18 protein-coding genes are annotated in these 18,162 nt (G+C 68.8%); 7 read left to right on the forward strand and 11 right to left on the reverse strand.

Annotated features, from left to right (window positions below):
* Positions 1-15: 15 nt before the first annotated feature.
* Genes BVIR_RS17025 through BVIR_RS07730 form a run of 3 tightly spaced genes read left to right on the forward strand, consistent with a single transcriptional unit; the run spans position 16 to position 2,089 of the window.
* Positions 16-303, forward strand: a complete 288-nt coding sequence (locus BVIR_RS17025) for a hypothetical protein (RefSeq protein ID WP_055037170.1) — start codon at positions 16-18, stop codon at positions 301-303.
* Positions 294-1,280 (forward strand): CoA transferase subunit A, encoded by a 987-nt coding sequence (locus BVIR_RS07725; protein WP_236823737.1) that lies wholly within the window; start codon positions 294-296, stop codon positions 1,278-1,280. The genes BVIR_RS17025 and BVIR_RS07725 overlap by 10 nt, the downstream gene beginning before the upstream one ends.
* A complete protein-coding gene (locus BVIR_RS07730) occupies positions 1,277-2,089 on the forward strand; it encodes a CoA-transferase subunit beta (RefSeq protein WP_055037171.1) in 813 nt (270 codons plus the stop codon). The genes BVIR_RS07725 and BVIR_RS07730 overlap by 4 nt, the downstream gene beginning before the upstream one ends.
* A gap of 36 nt (positions 2,090-2,125) precedes the next feature.
* Here the strand turns inward: BVIR_RS07730 and BVIR_RS07735 are convergent, their stop codons facing one another.
* Entirely contained in the window at positions 2,126-3,397 is a 1,272-nt protein-coding gene (locus BVIR_RS07735; RefSeq protein WP_055037172.1) for a DNA polymerase IV, read from the reverse strand.
* A gap of 4 nt (positions 3,398-3,401) precedes the next feature.
* Positions 3,402-3,671 (reverse strand): DUF3572 domain-containing protein, encoded by a 270-nt coding sequence (locus BVIR_RS07740; RefSeq protein ID WP_055037173.1) that lies wholly within the window; start codon positions 3,669-3,671, stop codon positions 3,402-3,404.
* Between the two features lie 136 nt (positions 3,672-3,807).
* On the opposite strand from BVIR_RS07740, the gene BVIR_RS07745 reads away from it, so the two are divergent.
* Positions 3,808-4,179 carry a response regulator gene (locus BVIR_RS07745; protein ID WP_055037174.1) on the forward strand — a complete coding sequence of 124 codons (372 nt, stop codon included), beginning with the start codon at positions 3,808-3,810 and terminating at the stop codon, positions 4,177-4,179.
* A gap of 38 nt (positions 4,180-4,217) precedes the next feature.
* Positions 4,218-5,591 carry a PleD family two-component system response regulator gene (locus BVIR_RS07750; protein ID WP_055037175.1) on the forward strand — a complete coding sequence of 458 codons (1,374 nt, stop codon included), beginning with the start codon at positions 4,218-4,220 and terminating at the stop codon, positions 5,589-5,591.
* 831 nt (positions 5,592-6,422) lie between these two features.
* Here the strand turns inward: BVIR_RS07750 and rpmG are convergent.
* Positions 6,423-6,590 (reverse strand): 50S ribosomal protein L33, encoded by a 168-nt coding sequence (rpmG, locus tag BVIR_RS07755; RefSeq protein WP_055037176.1) that lies wholly within the window; start codon positions 6,588-6,590, stop codon positions 6,423-6,425.
* 135 nt (positions 6,591-6,725) lie between these two features.
* On the opposite strand from rpmG, the gene BVIR_RS07760 reads away from it, so the two are divergent.
* Positions 6,726-7,424, forward strand: coding sequence for an alpha/beta fold hydrolase (locus BVIR_RS07760; RefSeq protein WP_055037177.1), 699 nt, complete (start codon positions 6,726-6,728; stop codon positions 7,422-7,424).
* Positions 7,425-7,825: 401 nt separating this feature from the next.
* On the opposite strand, the gene BVIR_RS07765 is transcribed toward BVIR_RS07760, so the two are convergent.
* The 6 genes from BVIR_RS07765 to BVIR_RS07790 all read right to left on the reverse strand — a co-directional run bounded on the left by BVIR_RS07765 (position 7,826) and on the right by BVIR_RS07790 (position 12,756).
* Positions 7,826-8,443, reverse strand: coding sequence for a cytochrome b (locus tag BVIR_RS07765; protein ID WP_055037178.1), 618 nt, complete (start codon positions 8,441-8,443; stop codon positions 7,826-7,828).
* Between the two features lie 157 nt (positions 8,444-8,600).
* On the reverse strand, positions 8,601-9,806 hold the full coding sequence (locus BVIR_RS07770; RefSeq protein WP_055037179.1) for a molybdopterin molybdotransferase MoeA: 1,206 nt from the start codon (positions 9,804-9,806) through the stop codon (positions 8,601-8,603).
* The gene (gene moaC / locus BVIR_RS07775; RefSeq protein WP_145912033.1) at positions 9,803-10,297 is read right to left on the reverse strand and encodes a cyclic pyranopterin monophosphate synthase MoaC; all 495 of its coding nucleotides are present in this window, start codon (positions 10,295-10,297) and stop codon (positions 9,803-9,805) included. The genes BVIR_RS07770 and moaC overlap by 4 nt, the downstream gene beginning before the upstream one ends.
* A gap of 5 nt (positions 10,298-10,302) precedes the next feature.
* Entirely contained in the window at positions 10,303-11,109 is an 807-nt protein-coding gene (gene trpC, locus BVIR_RS07780; RefSeq protein ID WP_055037180.1) for an indole-3-glycerol phosphate synthase TrpC, read from the reverse strand.
* Positions 11,110-11,112: 3 nt separating this feature from the next.
* Positions 11,113-12,126, reverse strand: a complete 1,014-nt coding sequence (trpD, locus tag BVIR_RS07785; protein ID WP_055037181.1) for an anthranilate phosphoribosyltransferase — start codon at positions 12,124-12,126, stop codon at positions 11,113-11,115.
* A 21-nt stretch (positions 12,127-12,147) separates the two neighbouring features.
* On the reverse strand, positions 12,148-12,756 hold the full coding sequence (locus BVIR_RS07790) for an anthranilate synthase component II (protein WP_055037182.1): 609 nt from the start codon (positions 12,754-12,756) through the stop codon (positions 12,148-12,150).
* Between the two features lie 261 nt (positions 12,757-13,017).
* On the opposite strand from BVIR_RS07790, the gene BVIR_RS07795 reads away from it, so the two are divergent.
* Positions 13,018-14,520: a bifunctional metallophosphatase/5'-nucleotidase gene (locus BVIR_RS07795; RefSeq protein ID WP_055037183.1), complete on the forward strand. Its 1,503-nt coding sequence runs from the start codon at positions 13,018-13,020 to the stop codon at positions 14,518-14,520.
* 205 nt (positions 14,521-14,725) lie between these two features.
* On the opposite strand, the gene trpE is transcribed toward BVIR_RS07795, so the two are convergent.
* A complete protein-coding gene (trpE, locus tag BVIR_RS07800) occupies positions 14,726-16,234 on the reverse strand; it encodes an anthranilate synthase component I (RefSeq protein WP_055037184.1) in 1,509 nt (502 codons plus the stop codon).
* A gap of 1 nt (position 16,235) precedes the next feature.
* The gene (locus BVIR_RS07805; protein ID WP_055037185.1) at positions 16,236-18,119 is read right to left on the reverse strand and encodes a peptidylprolyl isomerase; all 1,884 of its coding nucleotides are present in this window, start codon (positions 18,117-18,119) and stop codon (positions 16,236-16,238) included.
* Positions 18,120-18,162 lie beyond the last annotated feature (43 nt).

The following is an 18,162-nucleotide window of genomic DNA, read 5'->3' on the forward strand; positions in this document are numbered from 1 at the left end:
GGAGCGCTCGCCCTGGTGCTCGCGGTGACGTGGTGGGGGCTGATCTTTGGCCTCATGATCGAGGCCGGCGTACTCACAGTGCGGGAGGCCGGCTGGTGCATGGGCGACACGTCGGGTCTGTGCCGGGCGCTGGCGACGCTATGTACCGCAGATCACCCGCTTGGCCTCAAGACATACTCGCCCGAACTGTTCTGGGCGTCACTGTGTCTGCTCGCGGCGGGTGCATTCGGCAGGCTGCTGGCGCTCTTCTTCACGCCGACATTGGCTTCCCTGCCGACCCTCAGGTTCCGATCGTGGCGTTGAAGCTGATCTCCCTCGCCGAGGCTGTGCGCCGGTACACATGGGACGGCATGGAATATGCCAGTGGCGCGGCGCTGCCGGTGGGCTCGGATGCCATCGTGTTCGGTCGTGAGTTGCTGCGCCAGGGCCGCCGAGATCTTCACGCCATCTTCCATTGCAACACCCAACAGCTCAATCTGCTGGCGGCAGCTGGCGCGGTGACCAGGGCGGAATGCGGATTCTCCGGCCTCGAGGTGTTTGGCTTCGCCAATGGCTTGCGACGCGCGGTAGAGAGCGGCCGGCTGGCGCTGGAGGACTATTCCAACCTGTCGCTGCCGCTGCGTCTGCTTGGCGGCGCCTTGAGGTGGCCGTTCGTGCCGGCGACCGTGAACATTCATTCGGACATCCAGCATTACAGCGCGTTCAATCCCATCGACCATCATTCCAAGATTCCGTTCGTCACCGATCCGTTCACCGGCCGGCAGGTCGGTGCGCTGAAGCCGCTGACGCCGGATCTTGCCGCCATCCACGTCACGCTGTCGGACGCCGTCGGCAATGCGATCATGCTCGGCACTGAATGGAGCCGGTTCGAACTGTCGCGGGCAGCCAAGCGCGTGGTGCTGATCGCGGACGCCATCGTCGATCAGGATTGCATTCGTCAGTTTCCCAATCTCGTGCGCATTCCCGACATGGTGGTCGAGGCGGTGGTGCACTGGCCGTTCGCAGCATGGCCGCAGGCCTCACCCGGCGTCCATGACTGCGACGAGGCACACATGAAGGCGATGAACGCCGCGTTGGCGACGGAGGAGGGCACGGCGGCCTATCTCCGGGACTACGTGCTGGGCTGGAGCGACCTCGACGATTATCTCGAGATGATCGGCGCCGAGACCCGCAAGCGCCTGGAGGCGACGGCAACGGGGTTTCTGCTCGACCCGTTCCGCCGCTGGATCCTCCCTGACGAGGAGGTCGCGGATCTGATGGCCAGGGAGGCCGAAGCATGAGCGACGCGACCGGCACCCACCACGCCTATACCCGGCAGGAAATGATGGCGATCGCCACCGGCCGCGAGATCCGCGACGGCGAGCTCGCGATCTTCGGCGTCGGTCTGTCGATGCTTGCCGGCTATTTCGCCAAGGCTTGCCACGCCCCTGACGTTCGGGCGATGACCGAGGGCGGCGTTTATGGCTCAAGCCCCGTCGGCGGCCTGCCGTGGGGCATCGAGTGCAACCGGCTCTCGACCAACGCCACCAGTTTCACCTCTGCGCTGGATGCGCTTGGCTGCTTCGTGGCGTCCGGCCGGTGCGACGTTGGCATCATCGGCGCCGCCGAGGTTGATAAGTTCGGCAATGTCAACACCACCGGTATCTGGGGCAGCGAGATCGGCGAGGAGTACCGCCCGCCGAAGACCCGACTGACCGGGGCCGGCGGCGCCAACGATATCGCCAGCGGCGCCAAGCGGGTGGTGATCATGGTGGCTCACGAAAAGAAGCGTTTCACCGAACGCGTCGCCTACATCAGCTCGCCGGGCTATCTCGACGGAGCGGACACCCGCAGTCGCGCGGGCTTCGTCGGTGGCGGCCCGTCGGCGATCATTACCACGCTCGGCATTCTGCGGCCGCATCCTGAGTCGAAGGAATTCGAGCTTGATGGCTGGTTTGCGTTCTCCGGCATTGACGAGGTCCGGGCCGCCACCGGGTGGGATCTGAAGGTGTCGCCGGCAGCGAGCCCGGTGCCGGAGCCGACTGCGGCGGAACTTGCGGCGCTGCGTCGGGTCGACGAGACCGGCGCGCTGAGGCGACGGGACCGGTAATCCGCAAACCTTATCACCCAGTCTTCGCTGCACCCGTCACCGCCGGCCGCGGCGGTGGCCGAACGCGATGCCGCGTTCGACGGCGCCTGAGCCGAACTTGGCCCGCAGGGCGTCGACCGCCGCTTCCATGGCGGCGGTGCGCGGGCCGGAGCTGTCGACGAGGTCGACCGGGTCGGCCTCGGCAATATCGGTGAGATTCGACACGCCGATGCCGATCAGGCGGTAGCGGGTGCCGTCGGTCTCGCGCGCCAGCAGCTCCCGCCCGGCGTCGAAGATGCGGCGGGCGAGCCGCGTCGGGTGGGGCAGCGCGCGGGCGCGGGTCCGGAGGTGGAAGTCGGCGGTCTTCAGCTTCAGCGTCACGGTGTGGCCGGCGAGGCCGGCCGCCTTCAGCCGTTGCGCCACCTTCTCCGACAGCCGCCACAGCACCGGCTCCAGCTCGCCACGCGCGGCGAGGTCGACGTCGAAGGTGGTCTCGTTGGAAATGCTCTTGGTTTCGTGCTCGGCCACCACCGGGCGGTCGTCGCGGCCTTTGGCGAGGCGGGCGAGCCGCAGGCCCTCGCCGCCATAACGGTGGGCGAGGTGGGCCTCGTCGGCGCTGGCGAGGTCGCCAACCGTGCGCAAGCCATCGGCGGCAAGCCGCTCCGCCGACACCTTGCCGACGCCCCAAATGATCGACACCGGCTTGTCGGCCAGGAAGGCCGCGGCGTCGGCGGCGCCGATCACCGAGAAGCCGCGCGGCTTGTCGAGGTCGGAGGCGATCTTGGCCAGGAACTTGTTCGGGGCGAGCCCGACCGAGACGGTGATGCCGACCTCGCGCTCAATCGAGGCGGCGAAGCGGGCCAGCACCCGCGCCGGCGTCATGCCGTGCAGGGCTTCGGTGCCGCGAAGGTCGAGAAATGCCTCGTCGATCGACAACGGCTCGACCAGCGGCGTCAGTGCCAGCATGCGTGCCCGCACCTCGCGGCCGACCCGAGCATACTTCGCCATGTCCGGGCCGATCACCACTGCGTCCGGGCACAGCTTGAGCGCCTTGAACATCGGCATGGCCGACTTCACGCCGTAGGTGCGGGCGACGTAGCAGGCGGTGGCGACCACGCCGCGGCGACCGCCACCGATGATCACCGGCTGGTCGGTGAGGGCGGGGTTGTCGCGCTTTTCCACCGCGGCGTAGAAGGCATCGCAGTCGACGTGGGCAATCGCCAGGGTGTCGAGTTCGGGATGACAGGCGAGGCGGGGCGAGCCGCACTGCCCGCACCGCACCGTCCCGTCCGGGGCGGCGGCAAGACAGTCGCGGCAGAAGGCAGGCATCGCTTCAGCCCGGCGCCGGCCCGGCCAGCTGGTCGCGCGCGCTCGCCACCGCGGTCGGCGCAATGTCGGCGGCCTTCGCCACCACCCGCACCAGATCGTCGTCGGAGAGCACGAAATCGAGCACCGCGAGCAGGAAGCCGGGCTGGGCGGCGGATTCGCGCAAGGTTTCGGGGCCGATCCCGCTCAACGCAAGGAACAGGCCAAGTCGTTCCGGGTCGCTCGCCACCACGCCGAGCGCAGTGGCGCCGACGAACTCGGCCCGTGACCTGTCCATCGAATCTGCCCGACGGCGAAAGGGATCCATTTGCCTTTCCGTAACGCTTGATACTTAGGATGACGCGAAACGCTCTCCCGCTGCCGGCTTGACCCGACATCGACCGGAGCGCCCCCCTTGCGGCCGGAGCAGGATCATGCCGAAAACCGTGCTCATCGTCGAGGACAACGAGCTCAATATGAAGCTCTTCCACGACCTCCTGGAAGCGCACGGCTATGCGACGCTGATGACCCGAAACGGCATCGATGCGCTCGACATCGCCCGCCAGCACCGGCCCGATCTCATCTTGATGGACATCCAGCTGCCGGAAATCTCCGGGCTCGACGTCACCAAGTGGATCAAGGACGACCCCCAGCTCAAGTCAATCCCGGTGGTCGCCGTCACCGCCTTCGCCATGAAGGGCGACGAGGAGCGCATCCGCGAGGGCGGCTGCGAGGCCTACCTGTCCAAGCCGATCTCGATCGGCAAGTTCATCGAAACCGTGCGCCAATTCGTCGGAGACGCCTGAGCGCTCCGATTTTTCCCCGTTGGCGTGAGAGTTTCCCGATGAGTGCCCGCGTTCTGGTCGTCGACGACGTCCCGGCCAACATCAAGCTGCTCGAGGCACGGCTGACCGCCGAGTACTTTGACGTCGTGGCCGCGGCCGGGGGGGTGGAGGCGCTCGACATCTGCACTCGCGCCCAGTGTGACATCGTGTTGCTCGACGTCATGATGCCGGGCATGGACGGGTTCGAGGTGTGCCGTCGCCTGAAGGCGAACCCGCTGACCGACCATGTTCCGGTGATCATGGTCACGGCGCTCGACCAGGCCTCCGATCGCATCAAGGGTTTGGAGGCCGGCGCCGATGACTTTCTCACCAAGCCGGTCAACGAGGTGGCGCTGCTGACGCGGGTGCGCTCGCTGGTGCGGCTGAAGCTGGTGCTCGACGAACTCCGGATGCGGGCGGCGACCTCGCGCGAGATCGGCCTCGCCGATCCGCTCGCCGAGGCCGCGGTCGAAACCGGCGTGGGCGGCCGGGTGTTGATCGTCGAGGACCGGCCGTCGGCGGCCGAGCGTATCAGCGCGGCGCTGCAGCACGAGCAGACCGTGGAGGTGGAGGCCGACCCGCAGGAAGCGCTGTTCCGCGCCGCGGAGGGCAATTTCGACCTCGTCATCGTCAGCCTGGGGCTGAACGGTTTCGACGGGCTTCGGCTGTGTGGCCAACTGCGATCGCTCGATCGCACCCGCCACGTGCCGGTCCTGGTGCTGGTCGAGGCCGACGACAGCGAGCGGCTGATGCGGGCGCTGGAGCTGGGCGTCAACGACTACCTGCTGCGGCCGATTGATCGCCAGGAGTTGCTGGCGCGGGCGCGCACCCAGGTTAAGAAACGCCGTTACGCCGATAGGCTGCGCGACAACGTTCAGCACTCGATGGAACTCGCCATCACCGACGGGCTGACCGGGCTGCACAATCGCCGTTACATGGAAAGCCACCTCGGCGCGGTGCTGGAGCGGGCGACGGCGCGGGCCAAGCCGGTGTCGCTGCTGATCCTCGACATCGACCACTTCAAGGCGGTTAACGACACCTTCGGCCACGACGCCGGCGACGACGTGCTGCGCGAGTTCGCGCTTCGACTCAGGCGCTCGATCCGTAACGTCGACCTTGCCTGCCGTTACGGTGGCGAGGAGTTCGTGGTGGTGATGCCCGATACCGACATCGCCATCGCGTCGGTGGTGGCCGAGCGCATTCGCCGCAACATCGCGACCGAGCCGTTCGCCGTCAACCAAGGAACGCGGCTGCTCGACGTCACCATCTCGATCGGGCTGACGGCGCGGCAGGACCAAGCCGATACCGCGGACACGATTTTGAAGCGCGCTGACCAGGCGCTCTATCGCGCCAAACGCGACGGACGCAACCGTGTGGTTGCAGACGCCGCGTGAGTCGCGGCCGTCAACCATAAACTTTTACTCAATTCAAAGAGCGCCGGACGCGGCATTCGGCCGGGCATTGATTCCGGCGCAAGTTGGAGTAGCTTTCAGCTCAACGAGAGTCTTGCCATCGGAGAGAGTGGCGATTATGCCGGTCTCTCTCGCAAGGTTGCCCTACGGAATGCTCAGGTCCGCCGCATCTCCTGGGTCCGTGGGGTTTGGCCGGCCGGGTCGTGCGCGAGAGGCCTCCTTTCGCACGTTACCCGGTCGGCCTTCCTTCTCTGGGCGCTTTTTGCACCGTGAGCGGCGTGGTCGTAACGCCAGCACGCTCGACCAGCAGCTATGATCCCCAGGCGGGCGTCAGCCCGCGCGGTATCACCCACAGCACCCCTTACGGACGGCTTACGCGCCAGGGAAGCGATTCCGGCGAAGGCCCTTGCTCGGAAGCAAGAATTTCCGATGGCCGGAGTCCAAGGCAGGCCGGCCGCGGCGGGAGACCTCGCGCCGTCGTCCCGGACAAGCGGCCAAGCCGCGCGATCCGGGACCCATCATCCGCGAGGCTTGCCGTCGTCCGCATCCCGCGCAGCGGCGCGGCATCGCGGTGCCTTTCCCGGACGTAGCGGATCGTGGGTTCCGGGTCTCTGCTTCGCCCGGAACGACCGGCGATTTCGTGTTCGGCGGGTCGATTGTTCGGGGGCAACGGATGCTAGGCGGCGGCAACCGGCCGTGAGTTTCAACGGCCCCATGCGTCAGCATCCGAGGCCGTTGGTATGCAATGTCGATTAGGGCAACAAAAAAGGCGCCGTGCGGCGCCTTTTTTGGATGAGACCGGCTTTTAGCCGGTCACTTGATCTTGGATTCCTTGAAGTCGACGTGCTTCTTCGCGACCGGGTCGTACTTCTTCTTCGACAGCTTCTCGGTCATCGTACGCGAGTTCTTCTTCGTCACGTAGAAGTAGCCGGTGTCGGCCGTCGACACGAGCTTGATCTTGATGGTTGCGGCCTTGGCCATGATTGAATCCTCTCGCGCGCGCGTCCGGCGCAGCGCAAACCTGCGAAGTTGCGGCACCCTATTGGCACGCGCGCCATTGTCAAGCGGGGTCGGCTGGCGATGATGTCGTGACGCTGGTGTTACGGAGAATCGCCGATGTCCGAACTGCTTCCGCTGCTGATGGTGCCGGCGCTCGGCTGTACCGGGGAGCTGTACGCGGCGCAGACCGCGGCGGTCTCCGACCGCGAGGTGGTGGTGGCGGACGCGACCGGGCACGATTCGATCGCGGCGATGGCGGCCGAGATCCTGGAGACGGCGCCGCCTCGCTTTGCGCTCGCCGGCCTGTCGATGGGCGGCTATGTCGTGCTCGAGCTGTGGCGGCAGGCGCCGGATCGAATCGGCAAGCTGGCGCTGCTCGACACCCAGGCGCGCCCCGACGCGCCGGCTGCCGCCGACGTGCGCAAGCGCATGATCGAACTGGGCGAGGACGGCCGGCTCGACATGATCCACGAGGCGCTGTGGCCGCGGCTGGTGGCGCCCAACCGGCGCGAGGATCGTGCCCTTGAGATCGTGGTGCGGCGCATGCTGCAGGAGGTCGGCGCCGAGGCGTTCGTCCGCCAGCAGCGGGCGATTCTCGGCCGCGTCGATTCCCGGCCGACGTTGCCGACCATCACGGTGCCGACCCTGGTTCTGGTCGGCGCCGACGATCAATTGACGCCGCCCGACCTCGCCCGCGAGATGGCGGCGGCGATTCCGAAGGCCGATCTGGTGATGGTGCCGGGCTCGGGCCACCTGTCGACGCTGGAGAAGCCGGACGCCGTCAACGCCGCGTTGGCCGGCTGGCTGGTACGGTAATCATCGGCCCCGGACGCTGAAGAGGGGCCGTTGATGCCCCCGGCTCAGCCGGCCCGCCCCAATCGCAGCGACAGCGGGAAGCGGATGGCGCGGGGCCGAGAGCTGGCCGCTGCCGCAGCCGACGTCGAGCGCAAGGCCGCGCCCCGGCGGATAGGACGTCGATAAGGTGGCGAGGATAGCTCGGCCGGCGCGCGGCATAGCCGGCGGCGTGGGCCGAGAAATGGTCGGGATGCGGTGCCCGGGACATCACGTCGCGAGTCCGGCCGCAGCCTCGCCGGAAGCTCTTGTCTAAAAACGGAATTCCCGACAGCCGAAATGCGGTTCTCGGGCTTGATCAGCCGGAGAACCGCATGAAACCCGAGGCGGACGTGGCGGGACGAGCTCCCGCCATGTCCAAATCGTCAAGCGCGGCGCAGCCACGGCACCATGCGGCCGAGGGTCTCGTCCTTCTGGACGTAGTGGTGCCAAAGAGCCGCCGCGGCGTGGAACAGCACAACCAGCAGGATCACATTCATGGTGAGGCCATGGATGGCGCCAAACTGCTTGGCCAGTTCGATGTTTTTCTCTAGCAGCGGCGGAATGCCGAGCAGGTCGACGCCACGGCCGGCATACATCGACATCAGGAAGCCCGACGCGGGCATCACGATCAGCAGCACATAGAGCAGCCCGTGCGCGGCCTTGGCCAGCAGGCCGAGGATCGGCGAACCCGACACCGGCTCCGGCACGCCGATCGCTAGACGGGCGACCAGACGGAGAACCACCAGGCCGAATACCACGACGCCGATGGCCTTGTGCACGCCCATCAGGTTGCCGCGGTCCGCCATCAGGCCCTTGATCTGCTCGGCCACCGCCGGGTCGCTGGCCAGGGCTTGCAGCTGCTTGATCTGGTCGCCGACGCCCTCGGCGATCTGGGCCGAGGTGAACAGACCAACGACCAAGAGAAAGATAATCCAATGCAGGAGAATCGCGGGACCGCCGTAACCGGCTGAGCCTTTGTCCGCAGAGCTGAGTGTGGTCATGAGAACCCCGAATAAAATTGCGTACCCCCGCGCGGGTCTATGCCATGATTGGCTATAGCTGTCATGACCGAAGATTGCGAATGATTTGCAAGAAGTGGCGGTAACTGCCGGTGCGAGCGGGCGTTGCGCCGCGGCGGCGACGAAAAGCCCGACCGGACTAAAGGCCGAGCCGGATGATGCGGCAGGGCGCCCCGGCAGCGGCGGCCGGGGCGAACGCCTCCCGCACGATGCAGCAATCGGCGGCTGCAAGCAGCGACATCATTGAGGAATCCTGCTCGGCGAACGCGGTGGCGACCAGCCCGCCATCGTCGGCGAGGGTGCCCCGCAACATTTCCGCCCGCTGGTCGGTTGCCGGCAGGGCGCATCCCAGGCGCGCCGGCTCGACCTGCGGCAAAATGTCGGAGCGTCCGGCCAGCGCCCGCACCAGCGGCAGCACGAACAACAGCGCGCAGGTGAAGGTCGACACCGGGTTGCCGGGCAGGCCGAGCACACGCATCGCCGCGCGGCGGCCGAAGATCAGCGGCCGGCCGGGGCGCAGCGCGATGCGCCAGAAGCCGAGTTCGACGCCGTCCGCCTCCAGCGCGCGGTGGACGAGATCGTGCTCGCCGACCGAGGCGCCGCCGGTGGTCAGAAGAACGTCGGCGCCCAGCATCCGCGCCGCCCGCACCGCCTCGACGGTCGCCTCCAGCCGGTCGGGCACCAGGCCAAGGTCGGCGACCTCGGCACCTTCCGCGGTGAGGGCGGCGGCAAGGTAGGGCGCGCTCGACGACACGATCTGGCTTTCGGCCAGCACCGAGCCCGGCGGCGCCAGTTCGTCGCCGGTCGAGATCAGCGCCACCTTGGGCCGGCGATGGACCGGCAGGGTGGCGTGGTTCATCGCCGCGGCAAGCCCGATGTCGCGGGCGGTGAGGCGGCGGCCGGCCGGTAGCAGCACCTCGCCCTCGACGAAATCGAGCCCGCGGCGGCGGATGTGGCGGCCGGGCGGCGCGGCGTGGTGGACGACGACGGCACCGGGTTCTGCGGTGCAACCCTCCTGCATCACCACGGTGTCGGCGTCGTGCGGCACGGTGGCGCCGGTGAAGATGCGGACGGCGTGGCCCGGCTCCAGCCGGCCGGGATAGGGCCGGCCTGCCGCCGACGTTCCGGCGACCGCCAGCCGCGCCGGCGCGGCGGCGATGTCGGCGTGGCGCACGGCGTAGCCGTCCATCGCCGAGATGTCGGCGCCAGGCTGGGTGCGGCGGGCGCCGACATCGGCTGCCAGCACCCGGCCGTGGGCCGCGGCGAGCGGGGCGGGCTCGGCCGGCAGTGGCCGGACGCCCTCGATCACGCGCCGCTGGGCGTCGTCGAGCGCGATCAACGTCACGGCGGCTCCTCGGCGACGTAGCGGCCGGAGGCGCCGCCGTCCTTCTCGACCAGGCGGATGGCCTCGATGCGGACGCCGCGCTCGATCGCCTTCACCATGTCGTAGACGGTGAGGCAGGCCACCGACACCGCGGTCAGCGCCTCCATTTCGACCCCGGTCTGGCCGCGGGTGCCGACGATGGCCGTCACCACCACGCCGGGCAGGGCGTCGTCGGGCTCAAGCTCGACCTCGACCTTGGTCAGCAGCAGCGGGTGGCACAGCGGGATCAGCTCAAAGGTGCGCTTGGCGGCCATGATGCCGGCGAGGCGGGCGGTGCCGAGCACGTCGCCCTTGTTGCCGTCGCCGCGCCGCACCAAAGCGAGCGTGTCCGGCCGCATCACCACCCGGCCTTCGGCCTTGGCGGTGCGGTCGGTGTCGGGCTTGGCCGAAACGTCGACCATGCGGGCATTGCCGCGGGCGTCGATGTGGGTGAGCGAGGTGCCCCGCGCCACCGGAGTCACGCGGTGTCGGCGGCGGCGGCGAGCAATGCGGCCGTCGCCGCGGCGACGTCGTCCTGGCGCATCAGGCTCTCGCCGACCAGCAGGGTACGAATGCCGACCTTCGCCAGCCGCGCCACGTCGGCGGGCGTGAAGATGCCGCTCTCGCCGACCCGGACGCGGCCGGGCGGGATCTGCGGCGCAAGCTGCTCCGAAATCGCAAGATCGACCGCGAAGGTCTTGAGGTTGCGGTTGTTGATGCCGATCAGCTCGCAATCGAGCTTCAGCGCGCGGTCGAGTTCGGCCCCGTCGTGGACCTCGACCAGCGCGTCCATGCCGAAGTCGCGGGCGGCGACGGCCAGCTCGGCGGCGCAGCCGTCGTCGATGGCGGCCATGATGATCAGGATGCAGTCGGCACCCCAGGCCCGTGCCTCGGCGACCTGGTAGGTGTCGTAGAGAAAATCCTTGCGCAGCGCCGGCAGGGCGCAGGCGTCGCGTGCCTGGATCAGGTAGTCCGGCGCGCCCTGGAACGAGGGGGTGTCGGTCAGCACCGACAGGCAGGTGGCGCCGCCGGCCTGATAGGCGCGGGCCAACGCCGGCGGGTCGAAGTCCGGCCGGATCAGCCCCTTCGACGGGCTGGCCTTCTTGATCTCGGCGATCAGCGCGGTGCGGCCGCCGGCGATGGCGGCCTTGATGGCACCGGCGAACGGGCGCACTGCGCCGGCTTGGCGCGCCGCTGCCTCAAGCGTTGCCAGCGGCCGCGCGCGCTTGGCGGCGGCGATTTCCTCGCGCTTGTAGGCGCCGATGCGGGCGAGAATGTCGCTCATCGATCAAGCATTGGAGACGGCGATCAGGCGGTCAAGGCGGGCTTCGGCCGCACCGCTGTCGAGCGAGCTTTTCGCCAGCGCGAAGCCCTCGGCGAAGCCGTCGACCTTGCCGGACACCACCAGCGCCGCGGCGGCGTTCAGCAGGGCGACGTCGCGGTAGGGGCCGGGTCCGCCCTCCAGCACCCGCCGCAGCGCCTTGGCGTTGTCGGCGGCGTCGCCGCCGCGCAGCGAGTCGGGCTTGGTCGGGCTGAGGCCGACGTCGGCGGGCGAAATCTCGAAGCTGGTCACCTTGCCCTTGTCGAGGGCGGCGACCGCGGTCGCGCCGGTGCTGGTGATTTCGTCGAGCCCGTCGGAGCCATGCACCACCCAGGCGCGCTCGGAGCCGAGATTGGCCAGCACGTGGGCCAGCGGCTCGCACCAGTGGCGCGAGAATACGCCGACCATCTGGCGGGTGACGCCGGCGGGGTTCGACAGCGGCCCGAGCAGGTTGAAGATGGTGCGGGTGCCGAGCTCGACCCGGGTCGGGCCGACATTCTTCATCGCCGGGTGGTGGGCCGGCGCGAACATGAAGCCGATGCCGGCTTCCTTAATGCAGGCCGAAATGTCGGCCGGCGTCAGGTCGAGCTTGACGCCGAGGGCGGCGAGCACGTCGGCGGCGCCGGAGCGCGAGGACAGCGCGCGGTTGCCGTGCTTGGCCACCGGCACGCCGGCGCCGGCGACGATGAAGGCGGCGCAGGTCGAGATATTGTAGGAGCCGGAGGCGTCGCCGCCGGTGCCGACCACGTCGACCGCGTTGGCGGGCGCCTCGACCGGCAGCATCTTGGCGCGCATCGCCGACACCGCGCCGGTAATCTCATCGACGGTTTCGCCGCGGACGCGCAGGCCCATCAGCAGGGCGCCCATCTGCGAGGGCGTCGCCTCGCCCGACATCATCAACGCGAACACATGGGCGGCCTCGTCGCGGCTCAGCACGGCGCCGGTGGCAATCTTGCCGATCAATTCCTTCAAGCTATTCATGGTCGATCCTTCGGCGATCGTTCACCGGGCGGCGGGGCGGCGCCCGCTCTGGCTATTCCAGTCGGCGGCGAGGTCGAGAAAATTCTTGAGCAGCAGGTGGCCGTGCTCGGAGGCGATCGATTCGGGGTGAAACTGCACGCCGTGCACCGGCAATTCCCGGTGGGCGAGCCCCATGATCAGCCCGTCGGCGGTCTCGGCGGTGACCTGAAGCGCCTCCGGCAGGCTGCCGCGCTCGACCACCAGCGAGTGGTAGCGGGTAGCCTGGAACGGACCGTTGATGCCACGGAACACGCCGGCGCCACCGTGGCGGATCTCGCAAATCTTGCCGTGCATCGGCGCGGGGGCGCGGATCACGTTGCCGCCATAGACCTGGCCCATCGCCTGATGGCCGAGGCAGACCCCGAGCATCGGCACGGTGCCGCCGGCCCTGGCGATGAGGTCGCAGCAGATGCCGGCCTCGTTCGGGGTGCACGGGCCCGGTGACAGCACGATCGCGTCGGGATTGGCGTCGAGCGCCTCCGCCACGGTAATCTCGTCGTTGCGGCGGACATCGAGGTCCGCGCCGAGGTCACCCAGGTATTGCACCAGGTTCCAGGTAAAGCTGTCGTAATTGTCGATCAGAAGGATCATCGCGCGCCCACCAGTCTTGGCTGTAGCGCGTGGCCATCCGACGGGCAAGCACCCTCGTGTGACCATGTTTTGAGCGGTGGCGCGTCGGCGCTCAGGGCCAGGCTGCCGGCGCTGGGCTGGCGCGCCGGGGCCGAGGCCGGCATGGTGGCGGCGCGCCATGGCCCCGCTGCGCTTGACGCCGGGTGCGCAAGCTCACACGAACGCCGGCCAGTCGATCGTCGGCAAAATTGCCTTTCCATAAAGTCTCCACCGAGGACGTTGATGCGACTCATTGCGGCTCTGTTTATCGCCACTCTAAGCTGGTCGGCGCTGTTTTCGTCGGTGGCCGCCGCCCGAACGGCGCGTGTCACGCTTCTTCTGATCTGCGACATGTACAATCTGTCGGCGCAGGACGGGCGGGGCGGCTATGCCAAGGTCGCCGGGGTGGTCGCAGCGGAGCGCGCGTCGGGCCGCAACGTCATCGTCGCCCATGCCGGCGACGCATTCTCGCCGACGCTGTTGTCCGGGTTCGACAAGGCCGAAAACGTCATCGATCTGCTCAATGCCATCAAGCCCGACGTGTTCGTGCCCGGCAACCATGAGTACGATTTCGGCCCGGAGGTGTTCCGCCAGCGCATCGGCCAGGCCGAGTTCCCGGTGGTGGCGGCCAATTTGCGCGACAAGGACGGCCGCCCGCTGGAGGGGATCGCCGACAGCCGGGTGTTCGAGTTCGACGGCGTGAAGGTCGCCGTGGTCGGGCTCACCGCCACCGATTCGCCGCAGAAGTCGCAGCCGGGCGACCTCCGGTTCCGCGACAGTGTCGAGACGCTGCGCGAGCAGTCCAACGCGCTGCGTGAAAACGGCGCCGACATTGTGGTTGCACTCGCCCACGCCAACCGCGCCATCGATTTCCAGCTCTACGCCTCGCGCGCCACCGACGTGCTGTTGTCCGGCGACGATCATGATTTGTGGGTGCAGTACGACGGCGCGGTGGCCGCCGCCGAGGCCAAGCAGAACGGCGAATACGTCATCGCCATCGATCTCGATGTCCAGATCGAGGACGGCGCCAGGCGCAAGGTGACGTGGTGGCCGGACTTCCGCATCATCGACACCAAGACCGCGGCGGATGAGCCGCGCGTCGCCGAGATGGTGAAGGGCTTCGAGGCCGATCTGTCGCAGGAGTTCGACGTCACGCTGGCCAAGGTCGGCGCGCCGTTCGACAGCCTCAACGCCACGGTGCGGAGCGGGGAGGCGGCGATCGGCAATTTGTTCGCCGATGCCATCCGCAACTCGACCGGCGCCGACGTCGCCCTGATCAATGGCGGCGGCTTGCGCGGCAACCGCGCCTACGGGGTCGACAGCGAGGTCAGCCGGCGCGACGTGCTGAAGGAACTGCCGTTCTCGAACAAGACGGTGGTGCTGGAGGTGACCGGCGCCCAGCTCCGCGCCGCGTTGGAAAACGGTCTGTCCAAGCTCGGCACGGCGTCGGGCCGGTTCCCGCAGGTGTCGGGCCTCACCCTCACCGTCAGCCGGTCGCGGCCGGCCGGCGAGCGCATCACCGCCATTGCCGTCGACGGCGCGCCGCTCGACGACGCCGCGCGCTACACCCTTGCCACCATCGATTTCCTGATGAACGGCGGCGACGGCTACGACATGCTGAAGGCGGCAAAGCCGCTGGCCGGCGAGCGCGACGGCCAGCTGATGGCCAACGACGTGATGGTCTACCTCAGGTCGCTCGGCACCCTGGCGCCGAAAGTCGAGGGCCGTATCGCCGTGCGGGAGTGAAGCGCAGACCGGTCGTTCCCGGCCGAGCCGCATCAGCGGCGAGGGGAGGGAACCCAGGGACTTGCGCCAGTGAAAGCGCGATGTCCAACGCGACGCGGCGACCGTGGCTGAAGGCGTGGCTTGATCTTAACCGTGGTGTTCCCTGGGGCCCCGTTCCCTCGCGCGGCTCAAGCCGCGAGCGTCGGGCGGGGGCGACAGGTCGCGTTTACTGCCCCCGCCCGACGCTCGCGGCGAAGCGCCTCGCCTCGTCGGCGGCGCGGAACTGGGCCTTGGCCTTGTTGACGCACTCGGCCTGCTCGCTGGCCGGCACGCTGTCATGGACGATGCCGGCGCCGGCCTGGACGTACATCCGGCCGTCCTTCACCACCGAGGTGCGCAGCACGATGCAGCTATCCATGTCGCCGCCGGCGCCGAAATAGCCGATGGCGCCGGCATAGGGGCCGCGCTTGTCCTTCTCCAGTTCGTCGATGATCTGCATCGCCCGCACCTTGGGCGCGCCGGACACCGTGCCGGCCGGGAAGCCGGCGATCAGCGCGTCGAGCGCGTCCTGCTTGGAATCGAGCGTGCCCTCGACGTTGGAGACGATGTGCATGACGTGGCTGTAGCGCTCGATGAAGAACTTGTCGGTGACGGTCACGGTGCCGATCGCCGAGACGCGGCCGACGTCGTTGCGGCCGAGGTCGAGCAGCATCAGGTGCTCGGAGAGTTCCTTGGGATCGGCCAACAGCTCGGCCTCCAGCGCGTGGTCCTCGGCCGGGGTCGAGCCGCGCGGACGGGTGCCGGCGATCGGCCGGATCGTCACCTTGCCCTCGCGCAGCCGCACCAGGATTTCCGGGCTGGAGCACACCAGCGAGAAGTCGTCGAACGAGAGGTAGACCAGGAACGGCGCCGGATTGACCCGGCGCAGTGCGCGGTAGAGCGCGAACGGCGGCAGCGTGAACGGCGCCTCGAAGCGCTGGGCCAGCACCACCTGGAAGATGTCGCCGGCGAGGATGTACTCCTTCGCCTTGGCCACCATGGCGTGGTACTCGGCCGGCGTGGTGTTGGAGGTCAGCTCCGCGGTGAGGGCGCCGGGGTCGGCGGCCGGCGTGGTCTTGTCGAGCGGGGCGTCGAGCCGCTCGACGATCTCGGTCAGCCGGTCGACGGCGCGGTCATAGGCCTGGCGCGGGGTGCCCCCCGGCGCCGGCCGCACCGGCGTCACCACCGTGATTTCGTCGCGGACCGCGTCGAACACCACCACGATGGTCGGCCGCACCAGTATGGCGTCGGGCACGCCGATGGGGTCCGGCTTGGCCGGTGCCAGCTTTTCCATCAGCCGCACCATGTCGTAGCCGAGATAGCCGAAGATGCCGGCGGCCATCGGCGGCAGGCCGGGCGGCAGCTCGATGGCGGATTCGGCTATCAGCGCGCGCAACGCCTCAAGCGGCGGCTCGGCGCAGGGCTCGAACGCGTCGGGCGCGGTCAGGGCGTGGCGGTTGATCGCGGCGACGGCGCCCTGGCAGCGCCAGATCACGTCCGGCGCCAGCGCCAGGATCGAGTAGCGGCCGCGCACGGCGCCGCCCTCGACCGATTCGAGCAGCACGGCGTTGGGCCGGCCCTCGGCCAGCTTGAGGAACGCCGACACCGGGGTTTCGAGGTCGGCGACCAGGGTGGCCCACACCACGGTCGGCCGATCGGTCGGGAACGCGTCGACGTCAGGCTCGATTTTCAGCATGTCACGATCCGGAGTCGCGGCCGGTGATCTGGTCGAGGGCGCGCTGGTTGACCGACACGCCGAGTTCGCCTTCCAGCCGAGCCAGGTACTGGCCGAGCAGATCGTCCTCGATGGCGCGGGCGAGGTCGGTCTTGACCTTGTCGGCGGTCTTGCCGGGCGCGGGCACCTGGCTGTCGACCACCCGGATCGCCAGGCGGGAGGTGGCGTCCTCGCCGGGCGCGGCGACGGCCGACCCCGGCGCGGTCGCGAACGCCGCCGCCACCGCCGCCTCGGGCAGCTCCTTGGTGGTGGTGCGGCGCACCTCGGCGGTGGAAACGCTGAGGCCGTCGGCCTGAACGAGGGCGGCGAGCTGGTCGCCGGCCTTCAGGCGATTGACCAAGGCGTCGGCCTTCGCCGTCACCTTCTCCGCGACCTGTTCCTCCTGCCAGCGGGCCAGCACCTGGTTCCTGGCTTCCTCGAAGGTGCGCTCGCGTGCCTTGGTGACGCCCAGCACCTCGTACCAGACGAAGCCGTTGAGGCCGAGCTGGACCGGATCGTTCTCGACGCGGATGTCGCTCTTGAAGGCGGCGGGCAGCAGCTCATCCTTGCCGGGGAACGCCGGCACCTGGGCGCCGTCCGGGTCGCGGCCGGAGCGGTCCACCGCCTCGATGGTCTCGATCGGCAGCGCGAGCTTGGCGCCGACCTCGGCCAGGGTCTGGCCGGCGGCGCGCTCGTCCTCCACCTTGTCGTGGCGGTCGAGCAGGTCGCGCTTGGCGCGGTCGGTGGCGAGCTGCCGCCGGATCTGATCGGCGATCTGATCGAACGGGCGGCTCTGCTCGGGCTCGATCTTGAGGACGCGCACCAGCACGTGGCCGAATCGGCCGGCGATCGGCGGGCTTGCCGCGCCCTCGGCCAGCGAGAACGCGGCTTCGGCCACCACCGGGTCGAGAATGCCGGCGCGGCTCACCGCACCAAGGTCGATGTCGGCGGGCTTGAGGTCGCGGGCGGCGGCGATGTCCTCGAAGCTGGCGCCGGCCGCGATCTTGTCGGCGGCGTCCTTGGCATCCTCGGCGGTGGGGAAGACGATCTGCTGCAGGGTGCGCCGCTCCGGCGAGCCGAACGCATCGCGGTGGGTGTCGTAGTAGGCGCGGATGTCGTCGTCCTTGATCTCGATCCACGGCGCCAGGGTGTCGACGGTGACCGGCAGAACGGCGATCTTGCGGTATTCCGGCGCGCGGAACGCTGCCTTGCGCTCCTCGAAATAGCTGCGCAGCACATCGTCGCTCGGCGCGGCGATGTCGCCGGCGGCGGCACGGCCGAGGGCGACGAATTCGACCTTGCGGGTCTCGTTCTGGTAGATGCCCACAAGCGACACCAGCGCCTGCGGCGGCTCGGCGGTATCGCCGACGGCGCGGGCGATCTGCTGGCGCTTGGCGAGCTTGCGCTCGGAGGCGATGAAGCTCGATTCGGAGAAGCCATTGGCGCGCAACAGCTGCTCGAACTGACTGCGGTCGAACTGGCCGTTGGTGCCGCGGAACGCCGGGTTGTCGTGGATACGGCGGATCAACTCATCGTCCGAGATGCCAAGGCCGAGCCGGCTGGCGCTTTCGTCGAGCGCGGCTTCGGCGACCATTTCGCCCAGCATCTGGCGGTCGAGGCCGAACGCCCGCGCCTGATCCGGCGCGACCGGCCGGCCGAGCTGGCGGCTGAGATTCTGCAGGCGCTGATTGTAGAGCTGGCGGAAGCTCTCGATGGAGATCTCGGTCGCGCCGACGGTGGCGAGATGGTTCTGCCCAAAGCCGCGGAAGGTGTCGCCGATCCCCCACACGGCGAACGAAATCACCAGAAGTCCAAGAAACAACTTGGCGACCCAACTCGCCGCACCTTTTCGCAAGGTCTGGAGCATTGACCGAAATCCGGATTCCAAATGAAAACAGGCAGCGCGCGCT

It is taken from the genome of Blastochloris viridis (assembly GCF_001402875.1).
In the GTDB taxonomy this organism is placed as follows: Bacteria; Pseudomonadota; Alphaproteobacteria; order Rhizobiales; family Xanthobacteraceae; genus Blastochloris; species Blastochloris viridis.

Bases quoted from the DNA above. Each gene is read 5' to 3' on its own strand.
- trpC (WP_055037180.1), bottom strand. From the start codon at position 11,109: ATGAGCGACATTCTCGCCCGCATCGGCGCCTACAAGCGCGAGGAAATC.
- BVIR_RS07805 (WP_055037185.1), bottom strand. From the start codon at position 18,119: ATGCTCCAGACCTTGCGAAAAGGTGCGGCGAGTTGGGTCGCCAAGTTG.
- trpD (WP_055037181.1), bottom strand. From the start codon at position 12,126: ATGAATAGCTTGAAGGAATTGATCGGCAAGATTGCCACCGGCGCCGTG.
- BVIR_RS07745 (WP_055037174.1), top strand. From the start codon at position 3,808: ATGCCGAAAACCGTGCTCATCGTCGAGGACAACGAGCTCAATATGAAG.
- BVIR_RS07795 (WP_055037183.1), top strand. From the start codon at position 13,018: ATGCGACTCATTGCGGCTCTGTTTATCGCCACTCTAAGCTGGTCGGCG.
- BVIR_RS07790 (WP_055037182.1), bottom strand. From the start codon at position 12,756: ATGATCCTTCTGATCGACAATTACGACAGCTTTACCTGGAACCTGGTG.
- BVIR_RS07765 (WP_055037178.1), bottom strand. From the start codon at position 8,443: ATGACCACACTCAGCTCTGCGGACAAAGGCTCAGCCGGTTACGGCGGT.
- BVIR_RS07760 (WP_055037177.1), top strand. From the start codon at position 6,726: ATGTCCGAACTGCTTCCGCTGCTGATGGTGCCGGCGCTCGGCTGTACC.
- BVIR_RS07730 (WP_055037171.1), top strand. From the start codon at position 1,277: ATGAGCGACGCGACCGGCACCCACCACGCCTATACCCGGCAGGAAATG.
- BVIR_RS07740 (WP_055037173.1), bottom strand. From the start codon at position 3,671: ATGGACAGGTCACGGGCCGAGTTCGTCGGCGCCACTGCGCTCGGCGTG.
- BVIR_RS07750 (WP_055037175.1), top strand. From the start codon at position 4,218: ATGAGTGCCCGCGTTCTGGTCGTCGACGACGTCCCGGCCAACATCAAG.
- rpmG (WP_055037176.1), bottom strand. From the start codon at position 6,590: ATGGCCAAGGCCGCAACCATCAAGATCAAGCTCGTGTCGACGGCCGAC.
- BVIR_RS07735 (WP_055037172.1), bottom strand. From the start codon at position 3,397: ATGCCTGCCTTCTGCCGCGACTGTCTTGCCGCCGCCCCGGACGGGACG.
- trpE (WP_055037184.1), bottom strand. From the start codon at position 16,234: ATGCTGAAAATCGAGCCTGACGTCGACGCGTTCCCGACCGATCGGCCG.